The sequence below is a fragment of the Fusobacterium perfoetens genome, assembly GCF_021531475.1.
GTDB lineage: Bacteria > Fusobacteriota > Fusobacteriia > Fusobacteriales > Fusobacteriaceae > Fusobacterium_B.
In genome coordinates, this window is record NZ_JADYTX010000021.1 from 1 (window position 1) to 20692 (window position 20692).

15 protein-coding genes are annotated in these 20692 nt (G+C 27.1%); 7 read left to right on the plus strand and 8 right to left on the minus strand.

Going from position 1 to position 20692, the window contains the following annotated elements; genetic code table 11:
- Positions 1–111 precede the first annotated feature (111 nt).
- Genes I6E15_RS06020 through mnmH form a run of 5 tightly spaced genes read right to left on the minus strand, consistent with a single transcriptional unit; the run spans position 112 to position 8878 of the window.
- On the minus strand, positions 112–3576 hold the full coding sequence (locus I6E15_RS06020; RefSeq protein WP_235246945.1) for an SNF2-related protein: 3465 nt from the start codon (positions 3574–3576) through the stop codon (positions 112–114).
- Positions 3561–4835: an EH signature domain-containing protein gene (locus tag I6E15_RS06025; RefSeq protein ID WP_235246946.1), complete on the minus strand. Its 1275-nt coding sequence runs from the start codon at positions 4833–4835 to the stop codon at positions 3561–3563. Before I6E15_RS06025 ends, I6E15_RS06020 begins: the two co-directional genes overlap by 16 nt.
- On the minus strand, positions 4810–5592 hold the full coding sequence (locus tag I6E15_RS06030; RefSeq protein WP_235246948.1) for an OmpA family protein: 783 nt from the start codon (positions 5590–5592) through the stop codon (positions 4810–4812). The genes I6E15_RS06025 and I6E15_RS06030 overlap by 26 nt, the downstream gene beginning before the upstream one ends.
- 3 nt (positions 5593–5595) lie before the next feature.
- Entirely contained in the window at positions 5596–7812 is a 2217-nt protein-coding gene (locus tag I6E15_RS06035; RefSeq protein WP_235246950.1) for a hypothetical protein, read from the minus strand.
- Positions 7813–7846: 34 nt separating this feature from the next.
- Positions 7847–8878 carry a tRNA 2-selenouridine(34) synthase MnmH gene (gene mnmH, locus I6E15_RS06040; RefSeq protein ID WP_235246951.1) on the minus strand — a complete coding sequence of 344 codons (1032 nt, stop codon included), beginning with the start codon at positions 8876–8878 and terminating at the stop codon, positions 7847–7849.
- Between the two features lie 307 nt (positions 8879–9185).
- Between mnmH and I6E15_RS06045 the strand changes: the two genes are divergently transcribed.
- Positions 9186–10862 (plus strand): phosphoenolpyruvate carboxykinase (ATP), encoded by a 1677-nt coding sequence (locus I6E15_RS06045; protein WP_235246952.1) that lies wholly within the window; start codon positions 9186–9188, stop codon positions 10860–10862.
- 41 nt (positions 10863–10903) lie between these two features.
- On the opposite strand, the gene I6E15_RS06050 is transcribed toward I6E15_RS06045, so the two are convergent.
- Together I6E15_RS06050 and I6E15_RS06055 are read right to left on the minus strand one after the other, a co-directional pair.
- Positions 10904–11545, minus strand: coding sequence for a hypothetical protein (locus I6E15_RS06050; protein WP_235246953.1), 642 nt, complete (start codon positions 11543–11545; stop codon positions 10904–10906).
- A 110-nt stretch (positions 11546–11655) separates the two neighbouring features.
- On the minus strand, positions 11656–13263 hold the full coding sequence (locus I6E15_RS06055; RefSeq protein ID WP_235246962.1) for an ABC-F family ATP-binding cassette domain-containing protein: 1608 nt from the start codon (positions 13261–13263) through the stop codon (positions 11656–11658).
- A 163-nt stretch (positions 13264–13426) separates the two neighbouring features.
- Here I6E15_RS06055 and I6E15_RS06060 point away from each other — a divergent pair, with 163 nt between their 5' ends.
- The 3 genes from I6E15_RS06060 to efp are packed head-to-tail and all read left to right on the plus strand — an operon-like array spanning position 13427 to position 16132.
- A complete protein-coding gene (locus I6E15_RS06060) occupies positions 13427–14407 on the plus strand; it encodes an NADH:flavin oxidoreductase (protein ID WP_177161079.1) in 981 nt (326 codons plus the stop codon).
- A complete protein-coding gene (gene earP, locus I6E15_RS06065) occupies positions 14394–15557 on the plus strand; it encodes an elongation factor P maturation arginine rhamnosyltransferase EarP (protein WP_235246968.1) in 1164 nt (387 codons plus the stop codon). The genes I6E15_RS06060 and earP overlap by 14 nt, the downstream gene beginning before the upstream one ends.
- 11 nt (positions 15558–15568) lie before the next feature.
- Positions 15569–16132, plus strand: coding sequence for an elongation factor P (efp, locus tag I6E15_RS06070; RefSeq protein ID WP_177161081.1), 564 nt, complete (start codon positions 15569–15571; stop codon positions 16130–16132).
- 58 nt (positions 16133–16190) lie between these two features.
- Here efp and recR read toward each other — a convergent pair whose 3' ends face one another.
- A complete protein-coding gene (gene recR, locus I6E15_RS06075) occupies positions 16191–16784 on the minus strand; it encodes a recombination mediator RecR (protein ID WP_235246971.1) in 594 nt (197 codons plus the stop codon).
- A gap of 176 nt (positions 16785–16960) precedes the next feature.
- Between recR and ftsY the strand changes: the two genes are divergently transcribed.
- The 3 genes from ftsY (at position 16961) to I6E15_RS06090 (ending at position 20630) form a co-directional block, all read left to right on the plus strand.
- Positions 16961–18181 (plus strand): signal recognition particle-docking protein FtsY, encoded by a 1221-nt coding sequence (gene ftsY, locus I6E15_RS06080; RefSeq protein WP_235246973.1) that lies wholly within the window; start codon positions 16961–16963, stop codon positions 18179–18181.
- Between the two features lie 166 nt (positions 18182–18347).
- Entirely contained in the window at positions 18348–19361 is a 1014-nt protein-coding gene (gene pta, locus I6E15_RS06085; RefSeq protein ID WP_235246974.1) for a phosphate acetyltransferase, read from the plus strand.
- A 69-nt stretch (positions 19362–19430) separates the two neighbouring features.
- Positions 19431–20630, plus strand: coding sequence for an acetate/propionate family kinase (locus I6E15_RS06090; protein ID WP_177161086.1), 1200 nt, complete (start codon positions 19431–19433; stop codon positions 20628–20630).
- The last annotated feature ends 62 nt before the right edge of the window (positions 20631–20692 follow it).

Consider the following 20692-nt stretch of genomic DNA (forward strand, 5'->3'; position numbering starts at 1 on the left):
TCCTATGATATTAATTTTATCATAGAAAGCTATTAAAAGTTAGTATTATTTAATTTACAGAATCTTTTTCACAGGCTCATATAGAATTTAATTAATGTCAAGAGAGTTTTTTTATTTTAATTTTTCTTGAAGTTCATTAAAAGTAACTTGGTATTTTTCTAGTAATAAACTCAAAATTTTTCTGTCAATTATTTCTATATTATTACTTTCTCTTTCTTTTAAAGAATTATAAACTTCTGAATTTGTAACAACAGCCACTTTTTTTATCTTTATATTTAATTCTTTTTCATAAATATTTTTTCCAGATAAAACTTCTTCTAAAGCTGATTTGTCAATTTTATTTTTACTTTTTTTTACTTGAATAGCCATAAAATCATTTTCGCTCAATTGGATTAAACCATCAACTCCAAAGTCACCTGTTTTTTTGGTTAAAAATCCTTTTTTATTATATTTTTTTTCTAATAAAATTATCGCAGCAGCTTCTAAAAAATTCCAATCTAAGATATCTAAAGTTTCGATATTGATAATTTTTTCTTGGGCGATATCTTTGTCTTTAAATTCATTAAAATCTGTTTCATCCATATCAATGGGAGCTGCTAAAAAGAAATCTCTCAATAATTTTTTCTTTTTTATGATAATTTTATTTAATTTTTCTTCAGGAGAGCTAGTGTTTGTGAAATTAAATTTTTCTGATTCAATCCATTCATCTACCGAATTAAATATTAATTTTCCATATGTTTCATCAGAGGAAATCAGAGGATAGTAAACAAAAACATCTTTTGTTTGTCCTAATCTATAAGCTCTATCTGTTGCTTGTTCTTCTTTCGCAGGATTCCAATGTCTAGTATAATGAATTATATGATTTGCTTCTACTATATTTAATCCAACACCAGCGGCTTCTGGAGATAAAATAATAATATTAAATCCTTTACTTTCTCTATAATTATCTAGTAACATTCTTCTTATTTCTGAAGAATCTTCTCCGTTTATAATATTTGGATTAAATCCATACCATTCTTTAATAACTATAGATAATATTTTTTGCATTTTTTTATATTTGGTAAAAATAATTGCTTTTTCATTTTTTTGTTGGACTAAATCCAAAATTTCTTTTGTGTTCTCTAGTTTTAAGCTTTCATTTATTAACTCTAAGTTACTTACATTAAGTTCATTTTTATTTTCAACAAGTTTTGGATGACTACAAACCATTATCATTCTTTGAATTAGAGGTAAGACAGCATTTCCTTGCAATTTCATTTTATTGAACTGTTCTAATAACTCAGTTTGTTTTTTAGAGTATTTTAAATGATGGTATATAATTATTTTTTTAGGAAAATATTTTCCTTGATGATTTAAAATATCTTTAGTTCTTCTTATGAAGTGTTCTCCTAGTTTAGATTTTAATTCATCATTTATTTCTGATAATTTATTTTCATCTTTATTTTTTGTTAAATATTTTTTCTTAAATTCTTTTAAAGAACCTAATAAACCTGGATTTGAAAAGTCAACTAAACACCATAGATCCAAAATTGAATTCTCAATAGGGGTAGCACTACAAGCAATTTTAAAATTCGCATTTTGGGTCTTTATAGCGGTTGTTATAAGAGTATTTGGGTTTTTTATTTTTTGTGCCTCATCACAAATCATTACATCCCATTTATTTTTTCCTAGTTCAATATGATTTATTCTCAAAGTTTCATATGAAGTTAAAAGAATATTGGAGTTATTTATTCTTTCTTTTTTTTCTTTAGTCAGTTTTCCTTTTAATATTTCAACACTAAAAGTTTCTTTTTTAAAAAATCTTTGAATTTCTCCTTGATTACTTTCTTTTTCGCTTTCATTAAACCAGTTTCTAATTAATGAAATCGGTACTACTATTAAAGCCTTTAAATTATTATTTTTTTCTTTTATCCAAGATAAAAAAGTTAAAATTTGAAGAGTTTTTCCTAGTCCCATATCATCTGATAATAAAACACCGTTTATGTTATTATTTTTGTGTAAATTTTGCATTATTGCTACCCCTTCTTCCTGATAAGGTAGCAATTTTATATTTTCTTTTAAATTTTTAGGTTGTATGTATTTATATTTACAGATCTGAGCACTGTCTTTTTCTATATGTTCTAGTTCATCTATATTATCTTTTAAAAGTAGAACTTTTTTCTTTAATTTTTCTTCTGAATTTTTATTAAGTTCCTCAACTTCTTTTTCTTTGATAACTTCTTTTAAATATTCTTTATCAGTTACATTTTTTACATAAAAACCTTTGTATTCTATATATTCTTCGTTTGTTTTTTCCATTAACTCTAATAGATTTTTTAAATCTTTTGCTTTTTTAAAATCTATAACTTCTTTACAAGAATTCTTTATTTTTAAAATTTCATTTTGTAAATCTTTTTCAGAAAGTAATAATTTTCTTTTTCCCTCTTCAGTATTAAATTCTATTAAAACTTTGTCTTTTATCTTTTTGCTTTCTTCTAATTTTTTTTCTAAATATTCCCTATCATTTGGCTTTAATTTTATTTGTTCACCATCTATTGTATCTATATATGGTAATTCAAAAGAAAACCAATCAATGTCAACGTTATTTTGTGTTGGGTTAGTTCTATAATTTAAAAACCCTAAACCTTTTACTCTCGGTCCGTAATTATATTCTAATTCCTCTGTGTTCATTCTCTCATCTAAAAAAATAGAATTTTCTTTTTTTAAAAAATCTTTTTTAGAAATAAGGTTATTATTTTCTTTTACGACTGTTAGAGCTTCTAAAAGCTCATTGCTTAAAATTATTTGATGTTCTTTGTCATCTATTTTTATGGTGTAGTTTTTTTTAAGTCCTGTTTTATTTTTAAATTCTTTTTTAAAAGCATCTATTATTTTTTGGTCTTGAAAGTTTTCAGAATCAGTTTTTAAAAGAGGAATAATTTCCATATTATTTAGATCTTTTTCCTCAAAATCTAGTTGTAAATTATTTATAAGATTAATTTCACCGATTTTTTCAATTTCTTTTCCTAAAATAATACTCTTTTTTGTTGCTAAGTTTTTAATTTTTTTTACTATCTTATATTGTTCTAAAGGGATTGTATTTTTAATACTATTTTCATTATATTCTATTATATCTTTAACTAATTCATAATCATCTTTTTGCAGTAAAAATTTTTTTTCATCTTTTTCTCTTAAAATAATATTATTTTTTTCATATCTATATTTATTTTCTCCATCAATAAATAGAATATTATATTTTAAACCAGATTTATTTAAAAAATACGAGTCATTTTCTATTTTTAATATTCCGTAAAAATATTGAGGAAAACCAAAAAAATTTAAACTTTCTTCATCTAACTGGTAAATATTTTCATAGGGCAGTTTTAAATAATTTTCTTCTTTACTAATTGCAAAAACATCTGTATTTAATAAATATTCATACTCTTTTTGACTAAAATTACTTATTGAACACTTTTTATTGTTTTTAAAGATTTCTATAAGAATATAATCATCCTCATATTTTTTTTTAAACTCATATTTTATTTCTTTTGTATTTTTAAAAATTTTAGAAAAAATATTCTTTAACGCCATGTCCATATTCTCCCTTCTGCCCTATATCCTAATTCTGACAACCTATATTTAAAAACTGTTTGCCAATTTGAAGAATGATTCCATCCGTTACTTATATTGAATTGTTTTAATGGAATTGCGTTTTTCCAATTTTTTAACCTTTCTTTTACAATTATAATAGAATTATTATTATACCAACTTCTTATTATTAGTGAATTTACATTTTTTTTAGGATAAACATAAGTTGCATTTCCTTTTTTTCCAAATTCGATAACAGTATGATTTTCAAATTCCATTACTATAGCTTGAGCTAACTTTTCATAATAATCTATATTTTTTAAACAATATGCATAACTTTTCCAAAAAATGGCTCTTTCAGGATCTTTAATTTCTTTGCCAAAAAATTCGTCCAATTTTTCTTGGAAAAACCACTTAGAAAAAATATTTTTTTCATTTTCATTAAAAAATAGCCAGGAATTATTTTTTTTCTGAATATCTCCGACTACATCTAATATTTCATAAAACCACATATTCGTATTTTCGTTGAAGTTTCCATGTTTGAAATAGGCATTTAGTATTTTTTTGTATAGTTCTATTTTATCCGAGTAATTTGTTATTTTTCTTTTAAAATTTTCTTTTATAACTTCATTTGTTTTTTTACTCTTCTTTATAACAATTATTTCTATATAATTTCTTATAATATTTTCAATAATATCATAAAATAATTCAGATTTTTTATCGATATAATATTCTAATTCATATTCTAATAAGTTAGAAAGATATTTATCCATATCTTTTAAAAATTTTCCACTTAAAAATGAAACAACCTTTTCATTATTTTGTTTCATTTCTAAAAATAATTTTGTCTTTTTAGAATAAGTTACATCTTTTAATTTATTAATTTTATCAGATATAGAAAAAATTATATTTTGAATTTCAGAGCTTTTATAAAATATTATAACAGAATCATAAAAAATGTCTAAATTAAAGAAGTCATTTTTAATAGATTCATTTTCTAATGTGTATTCTAATCTTTTTAAAAACTCCTCTATACTTAGACTATATTTTTCTTTCAAAATAATTTTTACTTGTCCAATATTATAAAAAATTTTTAAAATATCATTCGTTTTTATTAGAGATTTGTTTAGTAAATTTTCTATTATATATCTTAATTCAAAATCACTTATTTTAGATTTTTTTTCTCCCCATTCTAATTCGATATTTTCTACAGTTTTTTTAAGTTCTTTACATTTATAAATATCAAGATTTAATTTTATTAACTTCATAAGATTTTACACCATTTTTTAAAATATTTCTAATTTCCTCATTAGCTTTTTCGTCATCTAATCTAAACTGAAATTCTACTCTTCTACTTTTACTTCTATTGATGCTTCCGTTAGAATTTTTTATTGGTAAAACCTCACTTCTACCATTAGCTGTAATTATTTTTTTTAATTCTTCTTTCCATTTAAATTCCGGCATTTCATCACTGTATATAAATTTAACAACATTTGAAGCACGCTTTTGAGATAAATCTAAATTATATAAATATGTTCCTATATCATCAGTATGTCCTTCTATTACTATTTGAGTAACATATTTTCTTATATTTCTATCTCCTAAAAAAACTTCAACATATCTTGGAATAAATTCTTTTAAAAACTCTTTTCCTTCTGGTTTTAATTCAGCACTTCCTAGATTAAAAAGAATTTTATCATCTAACTTTATATTTCCAGTTTTATTATCTATATCTATTTTTAAATTTTCATTTTTAAATTTTTCTATAATAAGAGTTATTATAGTTTGTTTTATTCCAAGTACTTTTTCCAAACTATCACTTTTGTATTTTAATTCTTGAACTTTTTTTTCTAAATTTCCCAAATTATTTATAAGCTCTTCTTTTTCTGCTAATTTTTTATTTACATTTAAAATTTGTAGAATAAATAAAAATATAAATATTATTAATGTTCCTGACATTAAATCTCCAATAGAGAGCCAGTAATTAAATTTTTCTTCATCATTTTCTCTATATTTATATTTCATTTATTATTTTTCCTCTCTTTCTTTTGAGATAGTGTTTTCTTTTAGTGCTTCTAATTTCTTATCAAAAGTTTCTATTTTTTCTTCTATTAATTTATTTTCTATTTTTAAAATATCAACTTGATTTTCAGTCATTTCTTTTGTTTCTATTATAACTTCTGAAAATTTAATTATCTTTTCATCAAAAGTTTGTAATGCTGAATTAAAACTTCCTATGGCAATAGAAAGATTTTTATCGTAATCTGTAAATAAATCTACTAATCCATTTTTAATTTCTTTTGTATAATCTACAGTTTGATTTTTTATGAAAATATTATATTCATCAGAGCTTTGTTTTAATATACTTCTTAATTCAATAGATGTTTCTTTTAAATTTTCTTTATATTTTTCTAAGCTTTCTGATAATTTTTCTTGATATTGATCTAAATTCGTAGATAACTTTTCATTAATTCCTTTAAATGTCTCTTCATAATTAGACCATAATTCTTGAACTTCTTTTTCTGCGTAGAATAACTCTTTTGAATTTTCTAAAAGGGTTGTAGCTACATTCATAACATTTTTATTTTCTTCTAAAATTTTTACATTATTGTTTTGAACAGATACTAATTCATCTAACATTTCAGTTAATTGATTGCTTGTTTCAACATATTTTGTGCTTACTTTATCAACTTCTATTATTACTTTTTTAAAATCACTGTTAATTTTTTCTATTGTTTCAGCAAAATTTTCTTTTAACTCTGAAGTTTCTTTAAGAATATCTAAATAGGATATTTTTAACTCTGAAAGTTTTTCTATCGAAATAGTTATTTCTTCTTTAAATTCTTTCATTTTTAAAGAATTATCAGAAAAAATTACAGATATTTGTCCTAAAGAATCGTTTATGTTTGCAATTAGTTCTTCATTAAAAATTTTTTCTAAAGATTGAGAAAGTTCAGTTTTAAAATTAGTGCCAACACTATTTGAAAAGTCTGAAATATTTGTACTTATCTCTTTAGCCATGGTTTCTATTTGATTAGCTATTTTAGTTCCTACATTAGAGGAATAATCAGAAATATTTTTATTTAAATTTTCTGACATAATATTTATTTGACCTGATAATTCCTTTGCCATATCATTATTAGACTCTTTTATATCGTTTAAAGATTTTATAATTATATCTATCGAATCTTCTTTTATGCTTTTTTTTGTCAAAGAATTTATCTTTCTTCTAATTATAGTTATTGTTTTTTCTATATCATTAAAATGAATATTTATAAAGTTAGAAAGTACTAATGAATAACTTAGTCCAAATAAACTTGTATAAAAAGCTGTTTTTACTCCACTTAATAAACTTCCCACTCCTACTTCTATAGATTCCACATTACTTAAATCTAATTGAGATAATCCTGATGTTAAGCCATAAAATGTTCCTAACATTCCAAGTCCTACTAAAAATTGTGGCATATAATTAAATACTTTATAACTTATTTGTTGTTTATATATTACATCAAAATTAAAAAAATTATCTGAATCTATGGTTTCGTATTTTTTTCCATCTTTAGTATAAAGTGTTTCTATATAGTTTCTCCATTCTTTTTTTATTATAGAATTATTTGGAAGTCCTTCGATTTTTTCATTTAGTTCACCATAATCTTCTGTATTTTCAAGAGTATCTCTAAAATTTTTTAAATTATTTATTTTCTTCTTATCTTTTATTAGTCTAATAAATATACTTCCCCAAAATATTGATGACATTATTAAAAAGAATAATTCATTAGCAGACACTATATTTTTTTTATAAATAATTCCATTATATTCTTCTTTTAAGATATTATCCTTTAAAAGTTCTTGATAGTCGCTTTCAAAGTAATTTTCTAAATATATTTTTTTTAAAAGATTTATATTTAGCTTTCTATTTAAGTAAATAATCTTAATTATATTTTTTTCTACTTCATTTAAAGAAGAAATATTTAATTCTTTATTAACAATTATATCATTTGAAGAGATCTCTATTTTTTTAGAATTGTTTAACTTTTCTAAAGATTTATCAAATGATATTTTTTGTAAATATTCTTTTTTTAGTTGTTTTTTAGATTCATTATTAGAAACTAAAGATACTATTTTTTGCTTGTTAAAATTTCTTAGTTTTATTCCCCCGAAGCAAGTTAAAGAAATTCCAATAGTGATTATAAAAAAATAAATCAACTTAGTTCCATTATTTTTCAATATTTTTAGTTCTTTCATTATATTTTTCCCCTTTATTTACTAAATAACTTTTTTATTCTTCAAATTCTTTTTCTTTTAAAAACTCTATGATTTTGTCAACAGCCTCATCAATATTTTCATAATGAATATTTAAGTCATATTGATGTTTTCCAATACCGATATCGTAAAGAGGGTCGTAATATTCTTTCATTAGAACCTCACTAAGTTCAGCGATTTTTCCCTCCATAAGCATCGCATGATATCTTTTATATCTTTCTTTACTTATATATCTAGCTACTTTTAAAAGACATTCTTCTAAACTTTCAATAGAGGCATTAGAATAATCTTCCATTATTATTTTTACTCTATTTTCCATAGTTGTACTTACAAAAATATGAAGTCCATTAATAATAGAGTCATAAATACATTCAGGAACATAAATATCTCCTATTCTTTTACTTTCGCTTTCAACTAAGAAATATTTTTTTTCATTTTTTATAACAGCATCAAAAATTTCTCCATCAAATCTTTTTTGGCTTTGTTTTCTCTCTTCACATAAAGCTCCAAAGAAAGATCCTTTGTGGTCAGCCATTTTTTCAAGATTAAGAACAGAGTATCCTTTTTCTTGTAATTTTTCAAGAATTTTGGTTTTTCCCTCTCCTGTTCTTCCGTGGATAACAATATATTTTATATCTTTATTTCTCTCTTCAATAGTGTTTAAAATAAATTGTCTATATGCTTTATATCCACCTTGAAGTTTAAAAGTTTTATATCCAAGACTATTAAAAAGCACCTCTAAAGTCGTACTTCTCATACCACCTCTAGCACAATAAAATACAAGTTTATCATATTGTTTTGAAAGCTCATTAATTTCTTTGAATATTATAGGCAATCTTTTTGAAATTTTTTCAATTCCAATTTCCTTGGCTTTTTCTTTGGAAACTCTTACATAGGCAGTACCAACTTCAGCTCTCTCGTCATCAAGAAGAGATGGAATATTGATAGCTCCAGGGATTGGTTCTTCTTTAAATTCTTTAGGACTTCTAACATCTATTAAAATATAGTTTTTTAATTTTAAAATATCTTCAAAATGGATCTCTCTCATATATACCTCACCTTTCTGATTTATATTTTATTATAAACCAAAATCTAAAGAATATCAAATAAATAATGAAAATAACTATTGCCAAAGTCTATTTTATGGGGTACAATGTAGAGTGGACTAAAAATATACCACGACCAATAATTATTTTTTATGCAAAGTATATAAAAAATAAATAAAAAATATTAGAACAAAATTTAGAAATTTGCTATAATAAATTTGTTGATAAAAAATATTATTTTTTAATCAAAAAACGATTATTAATTATTCTAAATTTCTAAAAAATGGAAAGCGTTGAGGAGGTTACACTATGGCTACAAAAACTTATTACAAAACAGAAGAAATAGGGGCTAATAAACCTGGATTTTCAAGAACACGTTCTATAATTGAAGCTGCTTTTTATGGAAACAACGTAACAAAAGTTACAACATTAAAAGAAGCATACAAACTAGCTAAAGCTTCACCGGGAACAATAGTTACAGATATTCCTGTTTATAAAGGTGAAGAATTTGGATTAGAGCCAGATACAAAAGTTTTACTATTCAACGATGGACCTATAACAGGACGTTTCGCTGCTGCTAGAAGAATAGTAGGAGACCCAGATATAGATAAAGCAAGACTTGATAAAACTTTGATGAATGCTGTTTATTATACAAGATTCAAAAAACTTTATCATGCAGAAGTTTATATTGGACTTAACCCAGAATTTATGGTAAAAGCTCACCTTTTAATTCCTGAAGGAGACGAAAATATCATGTATTCTTGGATGTTGAACTTCCAATATTTATCAATAGAATATTTAAAAATGTATAAAAATTCAAGAGTTCTTCCAAAAGAATCTGACATCTATATTTTCTCAGATCCATTCTGGAAAGGAACTAGATATGTAGAAGCAGCTGACCCAGAATATTTAACATATTTTGATCCAGAAAATAACTGTGCTGCAATCTTAGGAATGAAATATTTCGGAGAATTTAAAAAAGGAACTTTAACTTTAGCTTGGGCTATTGCTAACCGTCAAGGATATGTATCTTGTCATGGTGGACAAAAGAAATATACATTAAAAGATGGAAGAAATTATGTAGCATCATTCTTTGGATTATCTGGAACAGGAAAATCTACATTAACTCATGCAAAACATAATGGAAAATATGATGTAACAATTCTTCATGATGATGCTTTTATTATAAATACAGAAACTTGTTCATCAATAGCTTTAGAGCCAACATATTTTGATAAAACAAATGACTATCCAGCAGGAAGTCCTGACAATAAATATCTATTAACAGTTCAAAACTGTTCTGCAACTTTAGATGAAAATGGAAAAGTTGTAATAGTTACTGAAGATATACGTAACGGAAATGGAAGAGCTATTAAATCTAAACTTTGGTCACCTAACCGTGTAGATAAAATAGAAGAACCAGTAAATGCAATATTCTGGTTGATGAAAGACCCAACACTTCCACCAGTAGTAAAATTAAAAGGAGCATCTCTTGCATCAGTTATGGGAGCTACTCTTGCTACTAAGAGAAGTAGTGCTGAAAGACTTGCTCACGGAGTTGACCCTAACGCTCTAGTAGTAGAACCATATGCAAACCCATTTAGAACTCATCCACTATCAGATGACTATAATAAATTTAAAAAATTAGTTGGAGATAAAAATGTTGAGTGTTATATTTTAAATACTGGAGAATTTATGGGTAAAAAAGTTCAACCTAAAGATACTCTAGGAATACTTGAAAAAATAGTTGATAGAGAAGCAGAATTTAAACCTTGGGGACCATTCTCTGATATAGAAATTCTTGAGTGGGAAGGATTTGTACCTAATTTAGAAGATCCAGAATATCTAGATGCTCTAAAAAATAGAATGAAAGATAGACTTGAATTTGTAAAATCAAGAGAAACATTTAAAGGTGGAAGAGATAGACTTCCTGAAGATGCTTTTGAAGCAATAGAAAAAGTTGTTAAAGAAATAAATGCTCTATAATATAAAAATAGCCTGACTTACATAACGTAGGTCAGGTTTTTTTAAAATATATTACAAAATTCTTCAATATTTTCTATTTTATTTGTAAAAAAATAAATAATGCTAACATTACATTGAGGAAGAGTTATTGAAAAATAATGGTCTTTCCAATAGAAAAAATCAAAGTTTTTTTGTTTAGGTTCTGATATTATAAGTGAATTTGTAGTTGCAGGCAAATCAAATAAATCATAAAAGAAATTTTTAGGATTATTTTTCGGTTTATCCCAAAGTCCAATATTTGATTTTGACTTAGTATTTCTATGGCAAGCTTTTTCCACTCCAAAAATCTTAAACTTAAAATCTAGATATTTTATCCAAAATATAATATCCTCTTTTTCAGAGATAGTAAAATTTTTGTTTTCTTTTTTTAAAATCTCTCTTATATGGTGTTCAAAATTTCCAAGTACAGAGGAGTTACAAGTCTTGCAACATGGAAGATAAGAAAGACGATAAGAATACAGAGTATCCTCTGGAGATATAAAAAAAGATTTTTTTACATCATTTTCAAAAACCCATTTAGGTAAAAGATGTTCTTTTGTGATATTTTTGTTAGTACCACAGATAATACAACATTCCTTTCCATAATCTGAGATTTCAAAGTTTTTTTCTATTGATTGTAATAATGTTAAGATAGTCTGATTCATAATTCCTCTTTTTAGCATTTTCTTAAATTTTATAATATAAATTAAAAAAAATCAATAGAATATTTTTATAAAAAAAGCACCCAACTCTCTAAAGAATGGGTGCAGATAAATTATGCTTCTTCTTGTTCTATTTTCATTTGGATATAGTCGTCATAGCTCATTAGTTTGTCAACTATAGTTCCATCTGGTAATATTTCTATAATTCTATTAGCAACAGTTTGAATAAATTCGTGGTCGTGTCCAGCAAAAACTATTGTTCCAGGGAATTTTATTAAAGCTTTGTTTAGAGATGTAATTGATTCAAGGTCTAAGTGGTCTGTTGGGTTATCAAATAATAAAGCGTTTGCTCCAGACATCATCATTCTTGATAACATACATCTTACTTTTTCTCCCCCTGATAAAACTTTAGCTTTCTTTAAAGATTCTTCTCCAGTGAATAACATTCTTCCTAAGAATCCTCTTACATAAGAATCGTGTTGATCAGGTGAGTATGGTCTTAACCATTCAACAAGGTCTAAATCTACTCCCTCGAAGAAAGCAGAGTTATCTTTTGGCATATAAGCGTGAGTTACTGTAACTCCCCAAGTAACACTTCCAGTATCTGGTTCTAAATCTCCAGCTAAAACTGATAAAAGAGTTGTTTTTAATATATCATTGTCAGATATAATAACTACTTTATCTCCAGTGTTGATTGTGAAAGAAAGATTTTTGAAAATTTCAACACCATTTATTGATTTAGAAAGATTTTCAACTTTTAACATATTGTTTCCAGCTTCTCTATCTGGTTTAAACTCGATAAATGGATATTTTCTATTTGATACTTGCATATCTTCAAGTTGTAATTTTTCAAGTTGTTTCTTTCTTGAAGTAGCTTGTTTAGATTTTGCAGCGTTAGCAGAGAATCTAGCAATAAATTCTTGAAGTTCTTGTCTTTTTTGTTCAAGTTTTTTGTTTTTGTTAGCTATTAAACTTAACATAAGTTGGCTTGATTCATACCAGAAATCATAGTTTCCAACGAACATTTTAATTTTTCCATAGTCTATATCAGCAATGTGAGTACAAACTTTATTTAAGAAGTGTCTATCGTGAGATACAACTATAACGGTAGTATCATCTAAATCCATTAAGAAATTTTCTAACCAAGCCACAGCTTTAATATCAAGTCCGTTAGTAGGCTCGTCAAGAAGTAATACATCTGGGTGTCCAAATAATGCTTGAGCAAGTAAAACTTTAACTTTTAAAGGTTCTTCTAAATCTCTCATATAAGATTCGTGAAGATTAGCTTTTATTCCAAGTCCAGTAAGTAAAGTAGCAGCCTCTGATTCAGCGTCCCAACCATTTAATTCTGCAAACTCTCCTTCAAGGTCAGCAGCTCTCATTCCATCTTCTTCAGTAAAATCTTCTTTTGCATAGATAGCGTTTTTCTCAACTATAATATCCCATAATCTTTTATGTCCCATAAGAACAACATCTAAAACTTTTGAATCTTCAAAAGCAAAGTGGTTTTGAGATAAAACAGCCATTCTTTTATTTTTGTCTAAGATAACTTCTCCCTCAGTTGGAGTGATTACTCCAGAAAGAATTTTAACAAAAGTAGATTTACCAGCACCGTTAGCTCCAATTAATCCGTAGCAATTTCCAGGTGTGAATTTTATGTTAACATCTTCAAAAAGTTTCTTGTCTGGAAATCTCATTGTTAGATTACTTGTAGAAATCATTTATAATTTTCCTCCTAATAAAAATTTAATCATTCGCTCTATTATAACATAAAGAATAAAAAAAACAAAATATATTTTGTCAAAAATAAAAAAAATCTTGATGATATTTAAAAATAATGGTATCATATAAACCTATGAAAAATATAAAATTTGAAGAGGAATTATGGTAAATATACTAACACCTTTAAAAATAAAAAATATAGAGATTAAAAATAGAGTTGTTCTTCCACCTCTTGTAAGATTTTCTATGATAGAAGATGACGGATATGTAACAGAAAAACTTCTTAAGTGGTACGAAAGTATCGCCCAAGATGGTGTAGGAATGATAATAGTTGAGGCTACCTGTGTAAGTTCTGACGGAAAACTTAGAGATAATCAACTTGGTATTTGGGACGATTCTTTTATAGAAGGACTTAGCAAAATAGCCGAAATTGGTAAAAAATATAAAATCCCTATGCTTATTCAAATTCATCACGCTGGTTTTGGAAAAAATATAAAAGATGTTGATGAAAAAATCCTTGATGATATTTTGGAAAAATTTGTTGAGGCTTTTGTAAGAGCTAAAAAAGCAGGTTTTGACGGAATAGAAATCCACGGGGCTCACACTTATCTTTTATCACAGCTTAACTCAAGACTTTGGAACACAAGAGATGATAAATATGGTGGAGATTTTCAAAGAAGAATGTATTTCAATAAAACTTTGATTGAAAGGACTAAGTATCTTTTCGATGATAATTTTATTCTTGGGTACAGACTTGGAGGAAATGAGCCAACAATAGAGGATAGCACTGAGATAGCAAAATATCTTGAAAGTTTGGGATTAGATTTAATTCATATTTCAAGTGGAATACCAGAAGAGAGATTTAGACAAGCTGCCAAAATAGATAATTTTCCAGAAAATTATCCAGAAGAAAAAGATTTTAATCTTGATTGGGTAATATATATGGGGGTAGAGATAAAAAAACATCTTCATATACCTGTTATCGGAGTGAGAAATATAAGGACAGAGGAACAAGTGAGCTATCTTGTAGAAAATAATCTTTTGGATATGGTAGCAGTAGGTAGAGCAATGATATTTACAAATCATTGGATGAGAAAAGCAAGAAAATCATATTTAAAGAGGGTAGAAAATGACACCAAATAGTATAGATATTTTTTGTGATGTAATAGATAACTTTGGAGATATTGGAGTAGTTTACCGTTTTGCCAAAGAGATGAAAATATTATACAGTGATGCAAGAATAAGAGTTATTCTTAACAAACTTGATGAACTTGTAAAAATAAATAAAGAGGCAGAAAAAGTAAATATCCAAGATATTAACGGAGTAACATATATATATGAAGATTTTTTCAAAAAAAACTTTTCTCAGTTTGGAGTTTCTGATATAATGATTGAGGCTTTTGGTTGCAATATCTTTGACGAGTATGTAGACGAGGCAAAAGAGAAATCAAAACTTTGGATAAATCTTGAATATCTTTCAGGAGAAAAATGGGTAGAAGATTTTCATCTTAACCAGTCTTTGATAAACTCTAAAACTTTAAAAAAGATTTTCTATATGCCAGGATTTTCTAAAAAAAGTGGTGGGGTCTTAATAGATTCTGAATTTTTAAAAAATAAAGAATATGGTTTAAATCATAGAGATGAGGTTTTAAAAGAATATTTTTCTGATATAGATTTTGAAGGAAAACTAGTTGGAACAGTATTTTCATATGAGAAAAATTTTGAAAATCTTTTGGATACTTTAAATCAACAAGAAAAAGAAACAGTTCTTATTCTTATGGGAGAGAAAACTCAAAATAGTTTTAAAAAATTTTTTGAAAAAAATTCATCAGGGGACTATATAAATTTTAAGAAATATGATAAAATATATCTGTATAATGCCAAATTCTTTTCACAAGAAGAATATGACAGGATTATACCAGCTGTGGATTTTAACTTTACGAGAGGAGAAGACTCAATAGTTAGAGCAATAACAGTAGGTAAACCTTTCTTGTGGCATATATATCTTCAAGATGATAAAGTTCATATGACAAAACTTAGAGCTTTCTTAGATAGATTTTTAGAAAGTGTTACTCTAAATAATGAAGAAAGACAAGTTATAAAAAAATATTTTAAACTTTTGGAAGATTATAATGATAGAAGTTCGAATTCTTTTGAAAAAGGGAAAGAGGATTATAGAGTTTTCTTTGAGAAGTTTGATATTATAAATAAAGTTTGCAAAGAATACAGTGAGTTTTTAATAAACAACTGCAATTTAACAAAAAAATTATATAAATATATAAAAGAAATTTAAAGGGGGACAAAATGAAATTTGCTCAAGAATTAAGACAAGGATCAACTATCAAAATAGGAAATGATCCATTTATCGTATTAAAGGCAGAGTACAACAAATCTGGAAGAAATGCTGCGGTAATGAAATTAAAAATGAAAAACTTAATAGCTGGAAACATCGTGGATACTGTTTTAAAAGCTGACGAAAAAATGGACGATATCAGATTAGATAAAGTTAAATGTATCTATTCTTACAACGATGGAACTAACTATATCTTCTCTAACCCAGAAACTTGGGATCAAATCGAATTATCAGCTGAAGATTTAGGAAACGCTTTAAACTACTTAGAAGAAGAAATGGAAGTTGAAGTTGTTTACTACGAATCTACTCCAGTTGCAGTAGAATTACCTACATTTGTTGAAAGACAAATCGAATACACAGAACCAGGATTAAGAGGAGATACTACTGGTAAAGTATTAAAACCAGCTAAATTAAACACTGGATTTGAAGTACAAGTTCCTTTATTCGTTGAACAAGGTGAATGGATTAAAATAGACACTAGAACTGACGAATATGTTGAAAGAATCAAAAAATAGTTTATAAATTTTTAAGGCTCGGAATTTCCGAGCCTTTTTTCTATATTATGATTATTGATTATAAAATTTCTCTACCCTCAAGAGCTTTTGCTATAGTGGCATTATCGGCGTACTCAATATTTCCTCCCATAGGAATACCGCTAGCAAGTTTTGATACAGTAACTCCAAAAGGTTTTAAAAGTTTTGTAAGATATAAAACAGTAGTTTCTCCCTCTAAATCAGAACTTAGAGCAAAAATAACTTCTTTTATATCATCAGTTGTAATTCTCTCCAAAAGAGATTTTATATTAAGTTTATCTGGTGTAACTCCATCAAGAGGAGCAATTTTTCCATTTAATATATGATAAACTCCGTTAAATTTTCCAGTTTTTTCAAGATTTATAATATCTCTTGAATCTTCCACCACACAGATAGTTTTGTGATCCCTTGTATTATCATCACAAATATCACAAGTATCATTTTCACTAAAGTTTCCACATACTTTACATTTTTTTACAAGAGTTTTGCAATCTTTTAGAGCTTTGGCAAAATCTTCAACAGTTTTTTCATCGGAGTTCATTATATAAAAAGCAAGACGTGTAGCCGATTTTCTTCCAATCCCGGGAAGTTTATTAAATTCATCTATTAAAATTTCTAAATGTTTTGCACTCATTTTTATCCTTTCATAAATTTAAAAATAAAATATAATTTTCTTACATTTTATAATAGAAAAAAAATTTTTGCAATTTAATTATTGGAGAAACCACTATATATTGAAAAAATGTGAATTTTATGATAAGATAATGGAAAGAGAAAGAAGTAATTAGTATAAATGTTTTAGGAGGAAAGATGGGATTTTTTGATAAACTTTTTGGTAGAAAAAAGAAAGAGGAAAAAGAAGAGATAATTGAGCAAAAAGAAGAGGTAGTTGAAAAAGTTTCTGAAGAATCTCAAATTAAAGAAGAAGTTTTAGTTGAAGAGGAGAAGGTTGTTGTTCAACCAGAGCCTACACCAGAAGTAGTAACTAAAGAAGAAATTAATATAGATGAAGAAAAAAAATCTGACGAGAAAGAAGGAAATTCTTTAGTTAAAGAGAATATTCAAGAAAGAGTAGAAGTTATTGAAGCACCGAAAAAAGAAGTGGAAGCAACTGAGAAGAAAGGTTTCTTTACAAGTCTAAAAGAAAAACTATTTAGAACTAGAGAGGGACTTTTCAAAAAGATAAAAAACATCTTTTCTGGAAGAACTACTATTGATGCAGACCTTTATGAAGAATTAGAGGAACTTTTAATCCAATCTGATATTGGATTTGATATGACTGTAAAAATTGTTAGTGCTTTAGAAAAAGAAGTTGGAAAAAGAGGAATAACTAATCCAGAAGATATATATGAAGTTTTAAAAGATGTAATGACAAAATTCTTAATTACAGAAGGGAATGAACTTGATATAGTTGATGGAGAGTTAAATGTAATCTTAGTTGTTGGGGTAAATGGTGTTGGAAAAACAACTACTATTGGAAAATTAGCCAAAAAATACAAATCTCAAGGAAAAAAAGTTATAGTTGGAGCTGCAGATACATTCAGAGCTGCTGCAATCGAACAGCTTGAAGAATGGGGACAAAGAGCAGGAGTAGAAATAGTAAAGAAAGAACAGGGAAGTGATCCAGGAGCAGTTGTATTTGACGCTATCCAAGTAGCTCAAGATAAGAAAGCTGATCTACTAATAATAGATACTGCTGGAAGATTACATAACAAAAGCAATCTTATGAAAGAGCTAGAAAAAATCAATAACATAATTCAAAAGAAATTAGGACATACTAGATATGAGTCTATCTTAGTAATAGACGGAACTACTGGTCAAAACGGACTTTCACAGGCAAAAATATTTAACGAAGTTACAAAACTAACTGGATTTATCGTTACAAAACTTGATGGTACTGCAAAAGGTGGAATAGTTTTCAGTATTTCTGAAGAGATAAAAAAACCTATAAAGTACATTGGAGTTGGAGAAAAAATCGAAGATCTAAGGGAGTTTAATGTAAAAGACTACATCGATGCAATATTTGATTAAAAATTTTTTTAGAAATTACAATAATAGTTAACAAAAAAATAAAAAAATGTTGTAAATAGTCGGAAAATTTGTTAATATATATGTGAAAGATTTTATGATGTGTTTAATACTGTTTAACAGTAAAATATCAAAAATAAGTTAAAGTGAACCTTAAGGAGGACTAAAAGTGAGTTTTTTAGGAAAAGTAAGAAAAAGAGCTTTACAAGCTTATAGTAGAATCGTTCTACCAGAAGCAACAGATGAAAGAGTATTAAGAGCAACAGCTGAAATTTTAAAAGAAAAATTAGCACGTCCGGTATTAATTGGAAATCCAGAAAAAATAGCTTTAGACGCTAAAGCTTATGAAATTTCTTTAGAAGGAGCTAAAATAGTAGATCCAGCTAACTTCGAAAGAATGGACGAATATGCTCATAAATTCGCTGAAATGAGAGCTAAAAAAGGAATGACTTTTGAAAAAGCTAAAGAAATATTAACAACAGATGTAAACTTTTTAGGAGCTATGCTTGTAAAAATGGGAGATGCTGACGGAATGGTATCAGGATCTTTATCTCCAACAGCTAACGTATTAAGAGCTGGAATCCAAGTTATAGGAACTAAACCAGGAGTAAAAACAGTTTCTTCTGTATTCGTAATGGAATTAACTCAAAAACAAGATTTATTCGGAAGCGTATTATTATTTGGAGACTGTTCAGTAATTCCAAGACCAACTTCTGAACAATTAGCAGATATCGCTACTTCAGCAGCTGAAACAGCTGAAACAATCGCAGGTATCAACCCTAGAGTAGCACTTTTAACATTCTCAACTAAAGGATCTGCAAACCATGAGTGTGTAGACTTAGTTAAAAATGCAGGAGCTATCTTAAGAGAAAGAAAAGTTGGATTCAGATTTGACGATGAATTACAAGCTGACGCAGCTATAGTTAAATCAATAGGAGAAATCAAAGCTCCATTATCTGACGTATCTGGAAACGCTAACGTATTAATATTCCCAACTCTAGCAGCTGGAAATATCGGATACAAATTAGTTCAAAGATTAGCAGGAGCTAATGCTTACGGACCAATCATTCAAGGTCTAGCTTCACCTATCAATGACTTATCAAGAGGATGTTCTGCAGAAGACATCGTAGTATTAACAGCTGTAACTTCAGCTCAAGCTTGTGCTATGTGTGGAGTAGAATAATCAATTAACTTAATAAAAGATAAAAAAAGATAAGAAATCCATAAAAAAATATTATTGAGGAGTGTATTAATGAAAGTATTAGTAATAAACTGTGGAAGTTCATCATTAAAATATCAATTATTAAATCCTGAAAATGGAGAAGTTTTTGCAAAAGGATTATGTGAAAGAATAGGTATCGAAGGTTCTAGAATGGAATATGAAGTACCAGCTAAAGATTTCGAAAAAGAATTCTTAAGTCCAATGCCTACACATAAAGAAGCATTAACTTTACTTATAAACACTTTAACTGACAAAGAAATCGGAGTTGTAGCATCAGTTGACGAAGTTGACGCTATCGGACACAGAGTTGTTCACGGTGGAGAAGAATTCGCTAAATCTGTTTTATTAACTCCAGAAGTATTAAAAGGAATAGAAGCAAACAATGAGTTAGCACCACTTCACAACCCAGCTAACTTAATGGGAATTGAAACTTGTATGGAACTTATGCCAGGAAAACCTAACGTTGGTGTATTCGACACAGCTTTCCACCAAACAATGCCAGCAAAAGCATTTATGTACGCATTACCATATGAGGATTATAAAGAATTAAAAGTAAGAAAATATGGATTCCACGGAACATCTCACAAATTTGTTTCTGAAGAATGTATAAAAGCATTAGGAAATCCAGAACATTCAAAAATAATCGTTTGCCACTTAGGAAATGGAGCATCTATATCAGCTGTTAAAGATGGAAAATGTATAGATACGTCTATGGGACTTACTCCATTACAAGGTGTAATGATGGGAACTAGATGTGGAGACATCGACCCAGCAGCAGTTCTATTCATCAAAGGAAAAAGAAACCTTTCTGATAAAGAAATGGATGCAAGATTAAATAAACAATCAGGAATTTTAGGAGTTTATGGAAAATCTTCTGACTGCAGAGACATGGAAAATGGAGTTGCTGAAGGAGACGAAAGAGCAATACTTGCAGAACAAATGTTCATCTATAAAATTAGAGCTTATGTAGGAAACTATGCTGCTCAATTAGGTGGATTAGATGCAATATGCTTCACTGGAGGAATCGGAGAAAATGCAGCAGGTGTAAGAGCTGGTGTAGTTGAAGGATTAGAATTCATGGGAGTTAAATTAAACCACGAAGTAAACTCAGTTAGAAAAAAAGGAACTGTTGATTTATCAGCAGCAGATTCTAAAGTTAAAATCTTCAAAATCCAAACAAATGAAGAATTAGCAATAGCAAGAGATACATTTGAAATAGTATCTAAATAATTAATTAGCCAAAAACAAAACACAAAATAGATCAAACTTAAAAAAGTCAAGGGAGGAAACAA

What these genes read in the sequence shown, in the direction of transcription:
- I6E15_RS06020 (WP_235246945.1), bottom strand. Translation starts at nt 3,576, where the DNA reads ATGGACATGGCGTTAAAGAATATTTTTTCTAAAATTTTTAAAAATACA.
- I6E15_RS06025 (WP_235246946.1), bottom strand. Translation starts at nt 4,835, where the DNA reads ATGAAGTTAATAAAATTAAATCTTGATATTTATAAATGTAAAGAACTT.
- I6E15_RS06030 (WP_235246948.1), bottom strand. Translation starts at nt 5,592, where the DNA reads ATGAAATATAAATATAGAGAAAATGATGAAGAAAAATTTAATTACTGG.
- I6E15_RS06035 (WP_235246950.1), bottom strand. Translation starts at nt 7,812, where the DNA reads ATGAAAGAACTAAAAATATTGAAAAATAATGGAACTAAGTTGATTTAT.
- mnmH (WP_235246951.1), bottom strand. Translation starts at nt 8,878, where the DNA reads ATGAGAGAGATCCATTTTGAAGATATTTTAAAATTAAAAAACTATATT.
- I6E15_RS06045 (WP_235246952.1), top strand. Translation starts at nt 9,186, where the DNA reads ATGGCTACAAAAACTTATTACAAAACAGAAGAAATAGGGGCTAATAAA.
- I6E15_RS06050 (WP_235246953.1), bottom strand. Translation starts at nt 11,545, where the DNA reads ATGAATCAGACTATCTTAACATTATTACAATCAATAGAAAAAAACTTT.
- I6E15_RS06055 (WP_235246962.1), bottom strand. Translation starts at nt 13,263, where the DNA reads ATGATTTCTACAAGTAATCTAACAATGAGATTTCCAGACAAGAAACTT.
- I6E15_RS06060 (WP_177161079.1), top strand. Translation starts at nt 13,427, where the DNA reads ATGGTAAATATACTAACACCTTTAAAAATAAAAAATATAGAGATTAAA.
- earP (WP_235246968.1), top strand. Translation starts at nt 14,394, where the DNA reads ATGACACCAAATAGTATAGATATTTTTTGTGATGTAATAGATAACTTT.
- efp (WP_177161081.1), top strand. Translation starts at nt 15,569, where the DNA reads ATGAAATTTGCTCAAGAATTAAGACAAGGATCAACTATCAAAATAGGA.
- recR (WP_235246971.1), bottom strand. Translation starts at nt 16,784, where the DNA reads ATGAGTGCAAAACATTTAGAAATTTTAATAGATGAATTTAATAAACTT.
- ftsY (WP_235246973.1), top strand. Translation starts at nt 16,961, where the DNA reads ATGGGATTTTTTGATAAACTTTTTGGTAGAAAAAAGAAAGAGGAAAAA.
- I6E15_RS06090 (WP_177161086.1), top strand. Translation starts at nt 19,431, where the DNA reads ATGAAAGTATTAGTAATAAACTGTGGAAGTTCATCATTAAAATATCAA.